At 57.0% G+C, this 17,232-nt stretch carries 14 protein-coding genes; 7 read left to right on the top strand and 7 right to left on the bottom strand.

What is annotated here, in order from left to right; translation table 11 throughout:
* Positions 1-32: 32 nt before the first annotated feature.
* From SFX18_13060 to SFX18_13070, 3 genes are all read left to right on the top strand, one after another.
* Positions 33-3,587: a hypothetical protein gene (locus SFX18_13060; protein MDX1964076.1), complete on the top strand. Its 3,555-nt coding sequence runs from the start codon at positions 33-35 to the stop codon at positions 3,585-3,587.
* Positions 3,588-4,031: 444 nt separating this feature from the next.
* The gene (locus tag SFX18_13065; protein ID MDX1964077.1) at positions 4,032-5,591 is read left to right on the top strand and encodes an MFS transporter; all 1,560 of its coding nucleotides are present in this window, start codon (positions 4,032-4,034) and stop codon (positions 5,589-5,591) included.
* A 48-nt stretch (positions 5,592-5,639) separates the two neighbouring features.
* Complete coding sequence (locus tag SFX18_13070; protein ID MDX1964078.1) at positions 5,640-6,347, top strand: VTT domain-containing protein; 708 nt, start codon at positions 5,640-5,642, stop codon at positions 6,345-6,347.
* A 649-nt stretch (positions 6,348-6,996) separates the two neighbouring features.
* On the opposite strand, the gene SFX18_13075 is transcribed toward SFX18_13070, so the two are convergent.
* Both SFX18_13075 and SFX18_13080 read right to left on the bottom strand, forming a co-directional pair.
* A complete protein-coding gene (locus SFX18_13075) occupies positions 6,997-7,656 on the bottom strand; it encodes a DUF1080 domain-containing protein (protein ID MDX1964079.1) in 660 nt (219 codons plus the stop codon).
* 133 nt (positions 7,657-7,789) lie between these two features.
* Positions 7,790-8,731 carry a GGDEF domain-containing protein gene (locus tag SFX18_13080; protein ID MDX1964080.1) on the bottom strand — a complete coding sequence of 314 codons (942 nt, stop codon included), beginning with the start codon at positions 8,729-8,731 and terminating at the stop codon, positions 7,790-7,792.
* A gap of 245 nt (positions 8,732-8,976) precedes the next feature.
* Between SFX18_13080 and SFX18_13085 the strand changes: the two genes are divergently transcribed.
* The 4 genes from SFX18_13085 to frr all read left to right on the top strand — a co-directional run bounded on the left by SFX18_13085 (position 8,977) and on the right by frr (position 13,051).
* Positions 8,977-10,578 carry an amidophosphoribosyltransferase gene (locus SFX18_13085; protein ID MDX1964081.1) on the top strand — a complete coding sequence of 534 codons (1,602 nt, stop codon included), beginning with the start codon at positions 8,977-8,979 and terminating at the stop codon, positions 10,576-10,578.
* A 280-nt stretch (positions 10,579-10,858) separates the two neighbouring features.
* Positions 10,859-11,617 (top strand): UMP kinase, encoded by a 759-nt coding sequence (gene pyrH / locus SFX18_13090; GenBank protein MDX1964082.1) that lies wholly within the window; start codon positions 10,859-10,861, stop codon positions 11,615-11,617.
* 51 nt (positions 11,618-11,668) lie between these two features.
* Entirely contained in the window at positions 11,669-12,376 is a 708-nt protein-coding gene (locus SFX18_13095; GenBank protein ID MDX1964083.1) for a Uma2 family endonuclease, read from the top strand.
* A 114-nt stretch (positions 12,377-12,490) separates the two neighbouring features.
* Complete coding sequence (gene frr, locus SFX18_13100) at positions 12,491-13,051, top strand: ribosome recycling factor (protein MDX1964084.1); 561 nt, start codon at positions 12,491-12,493, stop codon at positions 13,049-13,051.
* On the opposite strand, the gene SFX18_13105 is transcribed toward frr, so the two are convergent.
* From SFX18_13105 to SFX18_13125, 5 genes are all read right to left on the bottom strand, one after another.
* Positions 13,048-13,596, bottom strand: a complete 549-nt coding sequence (locus SFX18_13105) for a class IV adenylate cyclase (GenBank protein MDX1964085.1) — start codon at positions 13,594-13,596, stop codon at positions 13,048-13,050. The genes frr and SFX18_13105 overlap by 4 nt on opposite strands.
* 141 nt (positions 13,597-13,737) lie before the next feature.
* On the bottom strand, positions 13,738-13,959 hold the full coding sequence (locus SFX18_13110; GenBank protein ID MDX1964086.1) for a FeoB-associated Cys-rich membrane protein: 222 nt from the start codon (positions 13,957-13,959) through the stop codon (positions 13,738-13,740).
* 325 nt (positions 13,960-14,284) lie between these two features.
* On the bottom strand, positions 14,285-16,564 hold the full coding sequence (gene feoB, locus SFX18_13115) for a ferrous iron transport protein B (protein ID MDX1964087.1): 2,280 nt from the start codon (positions 16,562-16,564) through the stop codon (positions 14,285-14,287).
* A gap of 13 nt (positions 16,565-16,577) precedes the next feature.
* Entirely contained in the window at positions 16,578-16,799 is a 222-nt protein-coding gene (locus SFX18_13120) for a FeoA family protein (protein MDX1964088.1), read from the bottom strand.
* 45 nt (positions 16,800-16,844) lie between these two features.
* Positions 16,845-17,081, bottom strand: a complete 237-nt coding sequence (locus SFX18_13125; protein ID MDX1964089.1) for a FeoA domain-containing protein — start codon at positions 17,079-17,081, stop codon at positions 16,845-16,847.
* Positions 17,082-17,232 lie beyond the last annotated feature (151 nt).

The raw sequence follows: 17,232 nt of genomic DNA on the forward strand, positions 1-17,232 counted from the left end.
ACTTCACACTTTAACACGCCACAAGGTTCATCATGCAACAGAATCGCAACCACACAGCCAAGCGTCTTTCCCTGGCCTTGGCAATTGCCCTGGGTACCCACTTCACACAATCCGCATTAGCCGTGGACCGGACGTGGGATGGCAACGGCCTGGTCCCGCCCAATGGCACGTTTAGCGTGGCGGCCAACTGGGACACAGCGGTGCCGCTGGCGGCGGACCGGGCAATTTTTAACATTGCCAATGCCTACACGGTGACGTTGGCCACATCGCCCACGTATACGCAGAATGACGTGACGGCGGGGACGGTGAACTTTCGCAGCAATAACGCCACGGTGCGCACTGTGACGCTAACCGGTGCAGACGCATTGAACGTGGATAACGCCACGTTATCCATTGGGAGCGCGGCGTTACCGGTGGTGGTGAACACAACTAAGTTTGAGGTCGGTTTAGCGGGCGCCGCCACGATTGAGATCGATGGCGGTAATTCGGCTCTCAATGTTTCCGGGCCGGGGACAACTATTATTGGGCTTAATGGCAATGATGGCACCGTCTTCTTGTCCAATGGGGCCACGCTTTCTTTTGCCCCTACCGCGCAATTAAATCTTGGCATTTCGGGATTTGCCGCGACTGACGCATTTTTGAATATTCAGAGCGGATCGACGGTGACCGCCGGAGATATTTTTGCCGGAACTAGTTCAAATGGTGGCGAGGGTAATATTTTGATCACCGGCGCTGGATCACTATTGAATTTACCGACAGCGGCGGATTCCCTGACGTTGGGGGCGGCGGTCGGCACCGAGATTTCCGATTTGGACGTGATAAACAACGGCACCCTCACAACGGCCGGGATCACGACTATCAACAACACCGGGGATGTATTTATCGCAACCAATGGCACCTGGAATGCCAATAACAACGTCAGCATTAATGGCGGCAGCCTGAGTCTGCTCAGCACCGGAAATTTCAATTTGGGGGCAAATCGCACGCTGGCGATTTCTAACTCCGGCGAATTCTCCTCCAATAAGGACTTGCTGATTAACAGTGGCCAAATTCTGAACGTCACCGCTGGCGGCGAACTGCTGGGGGCTAGTTCGATGCTCGTGGATGTGGGGGACGCCACGACCGGAGCTACCGTCACCGTCGATGGCACTGGCTCGCGAATCGCCGAATCGACCGGCAGCGCCAGTTTGCGGATCACCGGCGGCGCGGCCAGTTCCACGGTTACGGTCAGTAACGGGGGGAATCTGTCGCTCCCCTCGGGGTTGGCCTTGCAATCGTTGGCTGGCGTCGGCAACGCCACGCTCAATCTGCAAAGTGGCGGCACGGTCACCGCCAACACATTTAGCATGCTGAGCGATCTGGATGGACTTTCGCAAATCAATATCGGCAATGCCAGTGGTAATTCGTCGCTCACGTTGACGGGCGGTTTTACCTCAAGCATCGGCGATGGCGCCGGGGCACCCGACTCGGCTGTTGTCTCTGTCAACGGCGGCGGTGCTTTTGCGGCTGGAACCAATCCCATTTTTATTAACTCCACGGGGTTATTACATATCAACGGGGGTAATTTCTCTACGTCAGCTAGTATCTTGATTAATGGCGGGGAATTCCGGAGGAGTTCTAACACGAGCCTAATTTTCGGAAATGGCACTAATTTTACCATCCTGAACGCTGGTGAATTAAATGCTACAAGCCCACTTAGCTTTGCATCGAATCAAACTATTTCGATCACGGATGGTGGTAAAGTGCAAGGGACGGGATTTGTGGATGTGCAATCCGGAACGGTGGTGATCAGCGACCCAGGGACCACTTGGTCAGCGGGTTTCAACACGTTCTGGGGGTTCAATTCCGCCGATCCCTTAAATGTGACTATTTCCAATCAAGCCGTGGTTACATTAAATAGCCATATCCTGCGGCATAGTGGCGATGGAGCCACAAATGTCACCGTGGAAACCGGCGCAACGCTCAACCTTGACGGAACGACAAGTATTAATTCCAACGCTGGAACAATGGCCTCAAACGCAACTATCACCGTCACGGGGTCGGGTTCGACAATCGCATCCAGTGGAGCGAGCTCGATCACCCTGGGTCGGACGTTAGCGCAAGGCGGAACCGCCCGTATCGAAGTCCTTAACGGCGGTTCGTTTGCAAAAACTACCGGAGTCGTCATTCTCAACGAAACCGGGGTGTTCCGGCTCGATGGGGGGACGGCGGTCCTCCCCCAAGTCGATTACAACGGCGGCCGGATCGAGCACCTAAGCGGCAGCCTGACGATCGGGGATGATTTGCCAATTGGCATCAATGGCGCTTTTGGGGATAGTAATGTCACGATCAGCAGCGATGAGTACGTGACGGCCACGGGCGTTACCACCATTCGCGACTTTAAAACTCTAACCCTGGCGGGGGGGAGTCTGACGACCGCCGATATCACGATTCCCGCCGGCCAGGGGCAGTTTGCGTTTTTTAACGGCACGCTCAACCTGACCGGCCCGGGGGGACTTACGGTTGGCGCGGGGGGGCTTTTTGGCGCCAATTTGACAGTCGGCGCCAATCAAAACCTCAATGTAACCAACATTACCACCGTCACGCCCGGTTCGCTTTTGATCGTGGGGACGGGAGGCGACTTTTCCAGCGGCAGCCTTGGTAACAGCGGTGAAATCATTCTAGGCTCGCTCTCCGCGACTATCTCGGGGGGGACGGTCTTTAACAACGGCCTGATCCGCGGCGATGGACGTTTTCAATCACAAGTGACAAATAATACTGCTGGCGTTATTCGCGCCGAGTCCGGCGACCGGATCAAGTTCGAGGGAACCAATGGGCCCAACAGCGGCCGAATCAACCTGCAAGGGGGAACAGCAGAGTTCTTGCAACCATTGACCAATGGCGGCACCGGCCAGATCACCGGCCGGGGGACGCTGGTCACTGGCGGGACGGGACTGAATAACCTGGGGAATGTCGCGCTCAGTTCCGGCATCTCGGACATCTTTGGCGATGTGCTCAATAACACGGGCAACGCCGCGCTGGGCATTAGCGTCAGCGGCAACGCCGACGTGACATTCTGGGACGATGTGACCAACACCAGCGGGCTGTTTCGCGTGAGCGCGGGCAGCAGCGCCACATTCTTTGGGGGCTATAGTGGCGGCGGGATCAGCGGCACGGGGGATCTGTACTTTGAAGGGGACATTACCCCGGGCTTTTCGCCCGCCGATGTTGCCTTTGAAGGGGATGTCGCCTTTGGCCCCGCGGCCAATCTGGTCATGGAATTGGGGGGGAACACCCTGGGTTTCGAATACGACCACTTGCAGATTGGCGGCCTGGCCCAACTGGATGGTCTGTTGAGCGTGCGGCTGATTGACGGCTACCGCCTGCCAACGGGGGCCAGCTTTGACCTGTTTGACCTGCCTAACGCCCGAGGCCAGTTCAGCGGCATTAATCTGCCCGGCAACCCCGCCGATTGGGACCTGAGCCAACTATACAGTACGGGCCAGGTCACTTATGTGGGCGTGGCCATCCCCGAACCGAGCGTCTGGCTGGCAGCCGGAATGGCCGGCGCGGGTCTCGTCTGCCTGGGCCTGCGTCGGCGGCGGTAGGACTCGTCCGCAAAGTAGGTCCCGTCAGCAAAGTAGGTCCCGTCCGCCGGACGGGACTTGCTAGGGGACAGGGGTCGCGGGGCTGGAGACGCGAGGACAAAGCCGCCGATGGTATCGGCGGTCTGCGGTGCGGGAGGCGGGAGGCGAGAGACTGGAGACGCGGGACCACCCGGTAAGCCGCGACGCGCAGCGGAGCGCGGTATTTGGTTTTTGGAATTTGGTTGCTGGTATTTAGCTACGTCCCACAAAGCCGCCGATGGTATCGGCGGGGGCTGGGCGTATGACGGGTTGCGGAGCACCGCCACCATCCCCATTCTGTATTCATCATTCATAATTCTGCATTCAGCTAGACCACCGCCCTCCCGCCCATTATCATGCTGACTGGTATTCCGGGTCCTCTTGGCCCGTATCAACCAGTGATTTTACGCTTAGGCATCCACGCGCATGGCGGATTTATCCGGTTTTTCCACTGTAGGACCGTCCCAGTCCCCGAACCAATCCGGCCAACCCTGGTACCGGTTGCTCACCCGTTATCACTGGTTTGTGCTGGTGGTGGCGGCGCTCGGCTGGCTGTTTGACTGCCTCGACCAGCAGTTGTTTGTCATGGCCCGTCCCGCGGTCATGGCTGATTTCTTTCCCGTTCCCGCCAACGCCACCCCGGCAGAGAATGCCGCTATCCGCCAGCGGCAAAGCGACGGTGGCAACATCTCCACATCTATTTTTATGGCGGGTTGGGCGTTGGGGGGGATTGTCTTTGGCGTCCTGGGAGACCGCATCGGCCGCGCCCGAACCATGGTCATCACCATCCTCATGTATTCCCTCTTTACGGGGCTAAGTTCCTTTGCCGTCGGCCTGTGGGATTTTGCCTTTTACCGATTTTTGACCGGCCTGGGTGTCGGCGGAGAGTTTGCCGTGGGCGTGGCCCTGGTGGCCGAGGTGATGCCCGCCGCGGCGCGTCCCTACTGCCTGGGCCTGTTGCAGGCTCTTTCAGCCGTGGGAAACATCAGCGCTGCGCTCATCAATCTGGGCTTGGGTATCGCCGATGAGGGGGGCCTCCCCGCCAGTCCCTGGCGGATCATGTTTCTGATCGGCGCCATCCCCGCGCTTTTGGCCCTGGTCATCCGCCGAAACCTCCAGGAACCAGAAGTTTGGCAGCGGCAACAAGCCCTCAATGCGTCCCAACCCACGCCATTTTTTTCCCAATATCAAGAGCTATTTTCCACGCCCAAGCTGCGCAAGCACGCGATTTTGGGGTTGATTTTGGGCTGTGCGGGGATCATTGGGCTGTGGTCGGTCGGTTTTTTCACGATGGACTTGATCAAAAGCGTCGCTCGCCCCGTCGAACGGCAGGCATTGTATGGGCAGGCCGTCAGCGCCGCGCGGGCGTCCAGCGATCAATCGCAATTGGCACGTCTGGATCAACTGATCAAGTTGGGAGCCGCGGAACGGGACACCCTGGACGCCACAACCCTATCGCCTGAATTGCGCGCAGAGTATCAGACAATCGCCCGGCAGTTGGACAAGCGGCTGATCGCCCTGCAAAGTTATACCGGCATCGCGCTCAACGTGGGGGCGTTTTTTGGCATGTTCGGATTTGGCGCATTATCGCAGATAATCGGCCGCAAACCGACGTTTGCCCTGGCCTTTATCGCGGCGTTTATTTCGACGGTGGTGGTGTTTTTATACTTGCAGGATTTTTGGCAAATTTGGGTGCTCGTGCCGATCATGGGTTTTTGCCAGTTATCGCTCTTTGCCGGATACGCCATCTATTTTCCCGAATTATTTCCGACGCGGCTCCGTTCGACCGGCACCAGTTTTTGTTACAATGTTGGGCGGTTTATCGCCGCCAGCGGGCCGTTGGTGAAATTGTATTTGGAATGGTTGTTTAAGGATTCCACCGAACCGCTGCGCTACGCCGGCGCGACGATGTGCTTTGTGTTTATCATTGGGCTGTTGGCGCTGCCGTTTTTGCCCGAGACCAAGGGCCGCCCCCTGCCCGAGTAAGCCTGTTGATTCTGATTATCTTTTTTTCCTTTTTACCCCCGGCCCGGCATGGAGTTTATCCAACAACTGTTCGCGGGACTGCTGTGGCTGGTGCGGGACTTTCCCCAGCCCGAGAACCTGCAATCCCTGGTGCAGCAGATCGGCCCGGTCTGGATCTACGCCCTACTGGCCCTGATCGTCTTTAGCGAGACGGGGTTATTGGTGGGGTTTTTCTTGCCGGGGGATTCGCTCTTGTTTGCCTGCGGGTTATTGGCGGGGATTGGAGTCTTGGATATCTGGACGCTCAATATCACGCTGATCATCGCGGCCATCGTGGGTGACGCCGTCAATTACAGCCTGGGCTGGTGGATGGGCTCCCGCGTCTACGAAAAAGGAAATCTGTGGTTCATCAAGCATGATCACCTTTTAGCGGCCAAGGCCTTTTATGAAAAGCATGGCGGACCGGCGATTGTGCTGGCGCGGTTTGTCCCGCTGGTGCGGACGTTTACGCCGTTTGTGGCGGGCGTGGCCCGCATGAATTACCGCGAGTTTGTATGGTACAACGTCGCGGGGGGAATCGGTTGGGTGGTGTCGATGACGCTGGCGGGGCTGCTGTTGGGCAAGATCCCCTTTGTGAAAGAAAACTTTGAAAAGATCGTTTATTTGATCATTATTTTAAGCATCGTGCCGGTCGTCATCGGCGCCCTCCGGCACAGGCGTGGCCAAAAAATCGCTGAGCCGGCGACTACGTCCGGGAATACGGACTTTAGCCCGTAAGTACATTACACATCTATAATCGTCGAGTTGGTGATATCTGAATTGGCAGAATGAACACAGATAACGCTGATTATACTGATTTTCGAAGATCAGATTCTCGCAGTTAAGATTTTTAGATGGAGCGAGGAAGTGAAACTATTCCGGCAAATTCCGGCTCCTCCCTACGGCGGATCATGATCCGCCCTGCGGCTGTTTCTATTGTTGCATCACGGACTGCTATCTCTCTTTGCTACCACCTCACCCCCGCCCCCCTGCCACCCCTCACCTCTGCTCCTCCGCCCCCCTGCCAGCTCCCAGACCGCCGATACCATCGGCGGCTTTGTTTGGCATTCTCCAGTCGCGGGGGCAAAAGCAAGTTTTGTCCCCGCCACCCATCTGAATGCAGAAGTATGAATGAAGAATACAGAATTGGATACCATAGTTTCGGCGCTCTATATTCTTACTTCATCAGTCTTATTTCTGACTTTGCTCCAGCGGGGCAAAAGCAAGTTTTGTCCCCGCCACCTGGATCAATTAAAAATGAAGAATGAAAAATTAAGCTGAGTAATGCGGCACTGGTTCTGCCCATTTACCGTGTGACCAGAGTGGCGGATCATGATCCGCCCTACGGATCTACCCTCACTGCTGGGCAAGCCAGCAGTGGCACACATTACTTCAGTGGCTTCACCCGGATGTCCTTGTAATGGACTTCGCTATCCGGGTCGTGACCTTGCAGGGCAAAGGTCCCCCGGTCCAGCACCCGCTTGGGAAATTGAGCGCTCGGTTGTTTGCCTTCTTCCTGGGTCCATTCGGTCACGGTCTTGTCGTTGATTTTGATCGTCACATCCTTCCCTTTGACAATGATGTGATAATCAAACCATTCATCGTCCGGCACGGGAGCCTTGTTTACATCCTTGACCCCATACAGACTGCCGGTTTTGCGCGGGTCGCCATAGTTGGCGCTGCAAACCTGGGCCTCAAACCCCTTGGCCGGCCAATCCTGATCCTGGAATTCGGTGTGAAAGTAAATTCCAGAGTTGGAATTGCCAATGATTTTGACCTTGGCCTTGAATTCAAAATCCTGAAAATCATGCTTATTGACCGGGCCTTCATAAAACAAGTGCGAACGACCGGTCTTTTTGATCTTCAGCACGCCATCCTCGACGACGGCCATTTTGGGATTTTCGTTGGATTTCCAACCGTCTAGCGACTTGCCGTCAAAAAGCGAATAAAAGCCCTCGGCGTCCGCCTTGGGGGCGTCCTCGGCCCGTACAGCGCTCGTCCCCACCACCAGCAACACTCCCGCAAAGATGCTACTCCATCCACGCATGGCGAACTCCCCGCAAAAAAAGTATTAACAACACATTCAGGCCTTTTGGCCAGAAATCTCCCTTAGGTCCCCCTAATCTAATCCACGGCGTAATATGACGCCACACCCGCCGCGGGTACATTCTGGCAAATTTTTAACCCAGACTGTCATCCGCCAGGGACACCGGCCCTGGGGCGGTGGGCAAAGTCCCAGATTCCCAGCAAATCCCCGCTTTTTCCGACATTTTGGCGCGTAACAGGGCCTGCTCCGCTCGGTTCAGCGCCTCTCCCCACGCACAATCGGGAGCGGAAAAATATTGCACGCCCAGCGAGAGGGAAACCTCGCATTCGTGATCGGTCAGGGAGCTAATCTCTAGCGGAATGACGTGCTGTAACTGCTGTTCCAGCTCTTCCCGACTGGCCACGGGCAAGAGTACCACAAATTCATCCCCACCCCGGCGGCCTATCAAATAAGCCGTGGGAAAGAGCACCCGCAAATAATCCCCGACGACCATTAGCACCAAATCGCCAAACTCGTAGCCGTATTCGCGGTTAAAGCGGCGAAAATTGTCCCCATCCAGATAAATCACCGCGCAGCCGCGCTGCGTCGCGCGCAGGTTTTCCCACCAGATTTGGCCGCAACCCTGGATCGCCTCTCGATTTCCCAGCCTTGTCAGCGGGTCAAACAACTGCGCGTCCCGGCTTTGCACCAGCAACTGGCTGGCATATTGGGCCAAAAATACGACGCTCGCCTGGGGCAGCGCTCGAGTGGCTAACAATTCCCAGGGAAGAGCCGCGGTTCCGTTTGCGTTGGCGGCCAGTTGTAACCGCCAGGCTGTCCCCACCCATGCCGCCAGGGAAATCCCCACCCCCCAGCACAGCATTTCGCCCACGGTCGCGGTTCTACCAAACACCCACGCCCAAACCAACAGACCCAGCCACAGCCACCAGGCGTCGGGCCAGGCGGAAAGCAGCATGGCCCCACCCAACCAGAGGGCAATGGCGGGGACAAGCGTGGCGGGTCCGCGGGTGTTAAGCGTCGCCAGCGACCGCCAAAAATCGTAGGATTGCCGTGATTGCTGGGGCAATTGTTCCATGAAAAACAGGGTCGCGGCAAAATGAGTCGGGCAGCCGCCGAAAGAATGCCGCCGCACTCCTACAGTCGGGAGCCAAGATTTGTTAAGCTAGATGTGGATATCTTAGCATGGGCGGGCAAAAAAATGGTCGGCGTGGCGGAAAAACCGCAATGCGCTTTGCCAGCGGAGAGGCTGTCGCCACCGGGGAATTTCCTCTGAGGCGGCCGACACCCCGCCCCCGCGCCCGTATTTTTACGGAATATGTAATGAGTCAATTGCGGCATGAATGCGGTTTGGCGGCGATTTATCATCTTCCCGGCGAAGAACGCAGTCCGCTGGCCCCCGATCCCGGCCCCGAGGAAGTCTCGCGGCTGATCCCGCGAATGCTGTTGGATGTGCAAAATCGGGGACAGCTTTCAGCGGGGATGACCACGTATGCTCCCGACCGCAACCAGCTCTTGTTGACGTTTAAGGATTTGGGGGGAGTCAGCGAGGTATTTCGCCTGAGCCACCGGGGCAAAGCCGAAAGCCTGATGAAGGAGTACGCGGGGCGGGCGGCGATTGGCCATGTGCGGTATGCCACCTGCGGGGCGGAGGATCGCAATTACGCGCAGCCCTTTGAGCGGCAGCATTTGCAAAAGCCCAAGTGGTTTAGCTTTGCGTTTAACGGGCAACTGGCCAACTATGCCGCCCTGCGTGAGCGGCTGCTGGCCAGCGGCGAAAGCCATCTGTCGCGCGAGACCGATACCGAGATCATCCTGCACGAAATCAGCCACGAATTGAGCGGCGATAATCGGCCCGGCCTGGCCGAGATGTTTAGCCGGGTCACGCGGGATTTTGACGGGGCGTACAACATTGTCTACTTAAACGCACAAGGGGACATGGCGGTGCTGCGCGATCCCTTGGGCCTGCGACCGCTCTGTTATGCCAAGGAAGGATCTTTGTTTGCGGCCAGCAGCGAAAGCGTGGCGTTATTAAATTTGGGCTTTCACGCGGAGAGCATTCATTCCCTGCCGCCAGGCGAAATGATCAGCATTACGGAGGGGCGGTTTTCTATCGAGCGGGTCGCCCCCGCCAGCCCCCGGGCGCATTGCTTTTTTGAATGGATCTATTTTGCCAATGTGGCCAGCACGATGGATGGACATGGGGTGTATCTGTCGCGCAAGCGGTTGGGCGAGGAACTGGCCCGCCAAGAGACGGTGCCCATCGACGACCAGACAATCGTGGTGCCGGTGCCGGACACCAGCAAAGCGGCGGCGGATGCCATGGCCTACGCGCTGAAGATTCCTTCGTTGGAGGGGTTGATTCGCAATCGCTACAGCGGCCGGACATTTATCGAAGGGGGGAGCAGCCGCCGCCAAAAGGTCGAGACCAAGTACACTCCCTTGCGCGAGATTCTGGCGGGAAAGCGGATTTTTTTGGTGGAGGACTCGATTGTCCGCTCCACCACTCTAAAAGTGCTGCTAAAACGGATTCGCGAATTTGGCCAGGCCCGGGAAATTCACGTGCGCGTCGCCTGCCCGCCGATCATCGCCCCTTGCTTTTATGGGATCGATATGTCGACCATCGGCGAGTTGTTTGCCCCCCCGTATCTGCGGGACGGCACATTGACGATTGCTTCACAGGACGAGATGGCCCGCGCGCTGGGAGCGGATTCGCTCCGGTATTTGCCCGTCCCCTCGATCGCCCGCGCTATTGGCCTGCCCGCGGATCAACTCTGCCAGGCCTGTATTACCGGCGATTACCCAACCCCTTGGGGGAAGGAACTGTATCAAATTGCCTTACGGAACACCGGTCCGGGTCAACATGGTCAGCGTACTTACGAAAATCTCCCCGTGATCCAGCAAAGTACGATTGTGCGGGGGTAATGGGGCAAAGTTAGAAGTATGAACGATGAATGATTAACGGGGAATTTGATTTTCAACATTCCTTCCCCTGCTTTTCCGATGTTCCCACGCTTCCCGCAAAATACCATCGGCGAATTTACAGATTTTGATCTAAAGCCCGAAGTGCCGTTCCCCGTTCCCTATCCCGTGTTCCCCGTTGCCCGTTCCCCAACGCCTGTTTTGCGGATATATTAGAGAAAGGGGGCAAATAGAGGGCACGCGCGCACGCCCAAGTCCCGGTACCCTTATTCGAGGTATAACCATGATGGAAACAATGCCCACTGAATCGACCTACCGGCGCGTGCTGCTCAAACTCTCGGGCGAAAGCTTTGTTCGGCCCGGGGAGCGCGGCATCAGCATGACCGAAGTCAGCCATATCGCCGTGCAAATCAATCAAGCCCGCCAACACGGGGCGCAAATTGCCATTGTTATCGGGGGGGGAAATATCTTGCGCGGGTCGCAGTTTGCCGCGGGCACCTCCAGCATTCACGAAGCGACCGCCCACTACATGGGGATGCTGGCCACCGTGCTCAATGGACTGGCCTTGCAGGACGCGCTAGAGGCCCTGGGCTGTGAATGCCGATTGATGACGGCCATCCGCATGGAGGGAGTCGCCGAACCGTACATTCGCCGCCGCGCGCGGCGCCATCTGGAAAAAGGGCGGATCGTGATCATGGCCGCCGGAACTGGCAGTCCTTACGTCACAACCGATACCGCCGCCGCCCAACGCGCGCTCGAACTAGAGACGGATATCCTCTTAAAGGCGACCAAGGTGGACGGCGTGTTCAGCGAAGACCCGGAAAAAAACCCCCACGCGGTGCTATTTCACGAGATTCACTACAACACTTTGCGGGAAAAAAACTTGCGCGTCATGGACTCCACGGCGATTGCCCAATGCATGGAACACGACTTGCCAATCTTGGTGTTTAACTATAAGCGCGAGGGAAACATCGAACGCGCGGTCCGCGGCGAGCAGGTGGGGACGCTGATCTCTAGCGCGAATCAAGTTTTAAAGGTCTAAATCAATTTTGATGACGGCAAGACGCCCAAATCCCTCCCTTTGAGTTCCCCTATGGCCACCGTCATCGCCACCCCCCCTTTGTCCGTCGCGGAAGCATTTCTTTCTCCGGCGTCATTACCAGGCATTCCCACTGGACCGGTGCTGATACCACGGGGGGAATGGATTGGGGATTTCTTGCGCAACCGCCGGGACTGGGGGGGAGCCCGCTGGGACGAAGTATGGAATGGAGTTTACATCATGTCCCCCTTTCCAAATTTTGTGCATCAACGGCTGCTCACTCGATTAGCGGCGTTTTTTGAAAACGTCTTGGCATCTCGCCAAGTGGAAGTTTACGCCGGTCTGAACGTCAGCGATCGGGAGGAGGATTGGACCAAGAATTTTCGCATTCCCGATATCGCGGTACTGTTTCCGGACAATCCGGCTCGCCGGCTGGACGCGGCGCTGGTCGGTGGCCCCGATTTTTTAGTCGAAATCCTTTCCGAGGATGACAAAGCGGCTGAAAAACTCGAATTTTACGGCCGCATTGGCACGCGGGAATGTTTGTACCTAATCCCCGAAACCCGCGCCTGCCAGCTTTATCGACTCATTGACCAGGAATTGCGGTTGGTCGCGCAGTCCAGTTGTGAGCAACCCAACATCTGTTCCAGCGACGTGCTGGGCCTAACTTTTCAGACCGTGGGGAGCGCGGCGGACCCCAAGCTGCGAGTGGCCATACCCCCGGACAGTACAGTCCAACTGGCGGTAAGCATCGAGATCTAGCCCCAACAGCAGTTGAATTGCGTTGTTTCGGCCCGTAGGCAAACCGTCAAAAAATTGGTATCTTCGCGATTGAGAAACGGTTTTATTGTTGATTCCTCTCGCCCAGGCCCCGCCATGCCCGCCGACGAAATATTACTGGATAGTGAAGAACGAATGGACAAAGCGGTCGAGCATTTTAAGCATTCCCTCACCGGTATTCGGACTGGCCGGGCCAATCCCGGGCTGGTTGATACGCTGCGGGTGGAAGCCTATGGAACCATGACGCCGCTCAAGGGGTTGGCGCAGGTCGGCGCTCCGGAACCGACGCAAATTGTCATTCGTCCGTTTGATCCCACCACGATCAAGGATATCGAAAAAGCGATTCGCAACAGCGACCTGGGCCTGAATCCCCAAAGCGATGGCCGGGTGGTGCGGTTGAATATTCCCCCCCTGTCCACCGATGTCCGCAAAAAAATGGTCGCCCGCATCAAGGAACTGGCCGAGGAAGCACGTGTCAGTATCCGCAATGTCCGCCGCGATGCCAATAAACTGGCAGATCAAGAACAAAAAGATAAAATCTTGACCGAGGACGATTGCGACAAACTCAAGGAAGACGTACAAGAATTGACTAAAAAATACGAAGAGCAGGTGAACGATATGGCCAAGGGGAAAGAATCCGAAGTCATGGACAATTAACCTCTTCCGGCTCGCGGTAACATCATTTCCTGATAAGAACTGGCAATCCCTTCCGCGGGATCCAGCCCAAATTCGCCAATTAACCGCTCCACCAGTTCCCTGGATTGGCGCATGACAAGCAGCTCCTCCCCCTCGGAGGTCGACAGCACCGCCTCAAATTCTAAAAAATTCCCCAAGCCGGCCACCTGATCCAGGTGGATCCGCACATGCTGGTGAAGCCATATCTCGCGCGTTTTCGCCACCCGGACCACCACCCCCATACTGGCGGACAACACCTCTCGCAGCACCGCCGCATCCGCCACGGGTATTTGCGTGTAGGTGCTGGCCTTGGTCCCCGCCAAATTCGCCCGTTCATACCAGATTAACTCCGCCCATGATTCCAGGGGCGTGGCGATCTCGCGCAATTTCAAGCGTCCGCGTCGCGAGTCAAAATAGGTATCGACCTGGGTTTGCCGTTCGACAGGTTGTGTGGCCAAGCGGGCCGCGGTAGCGCGGGCTTGTTCCCAATCCTTGATCGCCCCTTTCCATTCGATGTTTTGCGGCATGGGAAGAGTTAAGGGGGGGGCTTGACGCGGCGTGAACGCTTTTGGCAATAAGTCTAGTACGCGGAAGCTCCCTGAACCCCTTTCAGTGATGTTTTCGCGGGACGGGAGTTCTGGGCGAATCAGGCTGATTAGCGAAATACGCTAATCCCGCCCACGACTCGCGGCCCCTGCGCGTTTGCCGTTAAAGTTAGTCAACTGCACCAATTGTGGCGTGGAAATGGCGGACTGGACTGGATTTTGCTGGCAATTGCCGCAACCCCCGCAGCCCTCCGTCGTGCGCGGGACAAACCGCCGAAACGCCACGACAGCCAAATGCCCCGCCGCGGCTACCACGATCAGGGCGACAATGATGGATTGGAACATGGTAGTGAGTAGTGGTTAGTAATACTAATCGCAAGTAATCATAGCGCGGTTTTTAGCCATTTTACCAAGAGTTTATGCAACTCCGTTGGAGTAGGGGTTCATTGGTTTTGCCCTTTTTCCCAGGGCTGTTCGCTGCGCTCCAACCCGTGGGCTATGTTACAGAACCGCGTTGCGGTAGTGGAGTACCGTACGCGGTTGCGTCATCCGGAAATAACTCATTAATACAGGGGTGCCTTCACAAAAACTTAGCCGTGCTACGTTTAACTAGAAAGCGTATAAAGACTCACATGCCTATCTATTCCCTATTCCCTAGCCCCTGCCCCCCCTAGAACAGCCACATACCCACTTGGTAAGTCGCCAACGCTCCCACATAGGCCAATAGTGTCATGTACACAAAGGTAAATATGGGCCAGAACCAGCTTTGAGTTTCCTTGCCGATGATCGCCAGGGTGGAAACACACTGTGCGCAAAGCGCAAAAAACACCATGATCGAGAGTGCGGTCGGCACCGTAAAAACCGGACGCGTCGAATCATGATCCCAAGTGGCTTGGCGCAGGCGGGCCTGCAATTGAGTTTGTCCGGCTTCTTCCGCGACATCCTCTCCCACATTATAAATCACGCCCAACGTCCCCAACACCACCTCGCGTGCCGGAAAAGAGGCAATTGCCGCCGCGCCAATGCGCCAGTCCCAGCCTAGGGGTCGCACCACCGGTTCGATCACCCGGCCCAGTTGCGCCAGATAACTATGCCGCTGGGCAATTGCCGCTAACAGGGCCGCTTGCTGATCGGGATCGCGGTACAGGGATAATTGATCGTTTAGCGAGGCGATTCGTTCCGCGTCCAGCCCCGTGGTAGCCAGCTCCCTTTCGATCGAGGCTTGCTCCGCCGCGCGTTGTTCTTCTAAAAAAACCGGATCGTTGCCATAGGGATAATACTGCGCCGCCCAAACAACAATGGCGACCGCCACGATGACGCTGCCCGCCCGTTTAACAAATTCCCACCCCCGTTCTAGCATCCTCCGCAGGACAAACGCCAGGGAGGGCCATTTATAACTGGGCAGTTCCAGCACAAAGGGGGGAGTTTCGCCACGTAACAGGGTCCCCTTTAGCAGCCAGGCGACCACGACCGCGGCCAGTATGCCCACCAGATACATGGCAAATAGTGTGAGGGATTGCAAGCTGAGCCACCCCCCCAGATAGGCCACGTTGGCCGGTATCACCGCTCCGATGAGCAGCAAATACACGGGGAGTCGGGCGGAGCAACTCATGAGTGGCGCGACCAAAATGGTGGTCAACCGGTCGCGGCGATTTTCAATAACGCGGGTCGCCATGATTCCCGGAATGGCGCACGCAAATGACGAGAGCAGCGGAATAAACGATTTGCCGCTAAGACCCACGCGCGACATCAGCCGATCCATGAGAAACGCCGCGCGGGCCATATAGCCGCAATCCTCCAGGATGCCAATGAACAAAAAAAGCAGCATGATTTGCGGGACAAAGACGACCACGCCCCCCACGCCGGCGATAACGCCATCCACGAGTAAAGCCCGCACCGGTCCCGCGGGCAAAGCGGCTCCCACGGTATCGCCAAGGGAGGTCACCGCCTGGTCGATGGCATCCATAAAAACCGGTGCGACCCAAAAGATCGTGGAAAATAACAACAACATCAACGCCGCAAAAAACATCGTCCCCCACCAGCGGTGGGTCAGCACGCGGTCCAGCGCGTCCCCGGCGGTCGCGGGGCGCAGGGCTGGCCGCTGGAGCACGCCGCGCAGCCGCTCGCCAATCCAGGCATAGCGTCCCACGGCCTCGCAAGCGGGGACTGGCTGGCCCAGGCTGTGCAGCGTCTCTCGTTCCGCTTTTACCGCGTCGTGCAGCGCGGTTCCCCCCCGGGAAAGTTCGTGTTCCAAATAGCCACTGGTGTCCAATAGCAACCGCTCCGCCAAAAAATGCCCCGCCACGCCGGTAATTCCCAGGCACAGGGGCAGCAGTCGTTCCACTGCGGCATAAAATTCGGGCGAGAGGGGGCGCGCCACGGGGGGAGCCTGTTGGCGTGTGGCGGATACCAGGGCTTGGCGCAGTTCCTCGAGGCCGATTCGCCGATTGGCTTGCACGGGAACAACTGTTACATTTAACCGTCTCGCCAGTTCCGCCGTGTCAATGCGGACGCCCCGCTGCCGCGCCACGTCAATCATATTGAGCGCGACCACCACCGGCCGACCCAGGGCCAACACTTGCGACACGACAAACAGATTGCGCTCTAGATTGGACGCATCGACAATGCATAGGATCGCGTCTGGCGGGGGGACATCCTTCCGCCTTCCCAACAGAACATCCACGGCCACCATCTCGTCGGGGGATCGAGGAGCCAAGCTATAAGTTCCTGGCAAATCCACTAAATCCACCGCCACCCCCGCGATATCGCATCGGCCCACTTTTTTTTCGACGGTCACTCCCGGATAGTTGCCCGTCCGCTGGCGAACATTGGCCAGCGCGGCAAATAAGGTTGATTTGCCCGTGTTGGGATTTCCCACCAGCGCGATCGTCATGACCGCCGCGGAAGAAGTTGCGGAGTCGGTGGTCGCGGGCGTGGCTGGCAATGTCATAGTGCCCGTTAAATTAAGAGATGTGCACGCGGGCGGCTTCTGATTTGCGCAGACTCAGCCGAAAGCCCCGCACTTCAAATTCCAGCGGATCCCCCCACGGAGCGGCACCCACGGCCGTGACGATTGTTCCCGCGACTAGCCCCATCTCCCCGATTCTTACCGCCACCCCATCCGTCCCGGAAACCTCGGTGATCGTGGCTTGCTGGCCAACCGGCAAATCGGCCAAAGTTTTCATACAGGCAAATCTACTAATGAATTTGGATAAAAAAGTCTTGGTTTGCTAACCCACCAGCCGGACCAACACGTTGAGTAGTTCGTTGCCGCGAAGGCACAAAGTTTGGTTCCCTAGCCGGCAAATACAGGGGCTTCCCCCTTGTAACATGTCGATCCTCACGCCGGTATGAATGCCTAACTCTTGCACACGACGGACTTGCTCGGGTAGGCCAACAACGTCGACCACATCCGCGCGCGCCCCGGCCTGAAGCATGTTAAGCGGCAAAATATCGTGAGCTGTCACTGCAAACCCTTAATCATTAAATGTTTGTGTCACTAACAAGCTGCTAACAACAGTACCACACCAGATTGCAGGTGTTATTGAGAATGAATCTCAGTCTTAATATCGTCATTCTAGCGCAAGTTTTGACAAAAAACAAGCAAGGTCGGTAAGA

This window comes from Pirellulales bacterium, from assembly GCA_033762255.1.
Lineage (GTDB): Bacteria > Planctomycetota > Planctomycetia > Pirellulales > JALHPA01 > JANRLT01.

Coding starts and splice junctions, on each gene's coding strand:
- SFX18_13060 (MDX1964076.1), top strand. CDS start 33: ATGCAACAGAATCGCAACCACACAGCCAAGCGTCTTTCCCTGGCCTTG.
- SFX18_13065 (MDX1964077.1), top strand. CDS start 4,032: ATGGCGGATTTATCCGGTTTTTCCACTGTAGGACCGTCCCAGTCCCCG.
- SFX18_13070 (MDX1964078.1), top strand. CDS start 5,640: ATGGAGTTTATCCAACAACTGTTCGCGGGACTGCTGTGGCTGGTGCGG.
- SFX18_13075 (MDX1964079.1), bottom strand. CDS start 7,656: ATGCGTGGATGGAGTAGCATCTTTGCGGGAGTGTTGCTGGTGGTGGGG.
- SFX18_13080 (MDX1964080.1), bottom strand. CDS start 8,731: ATGGAACAATTGCCCCAGCAATCACGGCAATCCTACGATTTTTGGCGG.
- SFX18_13085 (MDX1964081.1), top strand. CDS start 8,977: ATGAGTCAATTGCGGCATGAATGCGGTTTGGCGGCGATTTATCATCTT.
- pyrH (MDX1964082.1), top strand. CDS start 10,859: ATGATGGAAACAATGCCCACTGAATCGACCTACCGGCGCGTGCTGCTC.
- SFX18_13095 (MDX1964083.1), top strand. CDS start 11,669: ATGGCCACCGTCATCGCCACCCCCCCTTTGTCCGTCGCGGAAGCATTT.
- frr (MDX1964084.1), top strand. CDS start 12,491: ATGCCCGCCGACGAAATATTACTGGATAGTGAAGAACGAATGGACAAA.
- SFX18_13105 (MDX1964085.1), bottom strand. CDS start 13,596: ATGCCGCAAAACATCGAATGGAAAGGGGCGATCAAGGATTGGGAACAA.
- SFX18_13110 (MDX1964086.1), bottom strand. CDS start 13,959: ATGTTCCAATCCATCATTGTCGCCCTGATCGTGGTAGCCGCGGCGGGG.
- feoB (MDX1964087.1), bottom strand. CDS start 16,564: ATGACATTGCCAGCCACGCCCGCGACCACCGACTCCGCAACTTCTTCC.
- SFX18_13120 (MDX1964088.1), bottom strand. CDS start 16,799: ATGAAAACTTTGGCCGATTTGCCGGTTGGCCAGCAAGCCACGATCACC.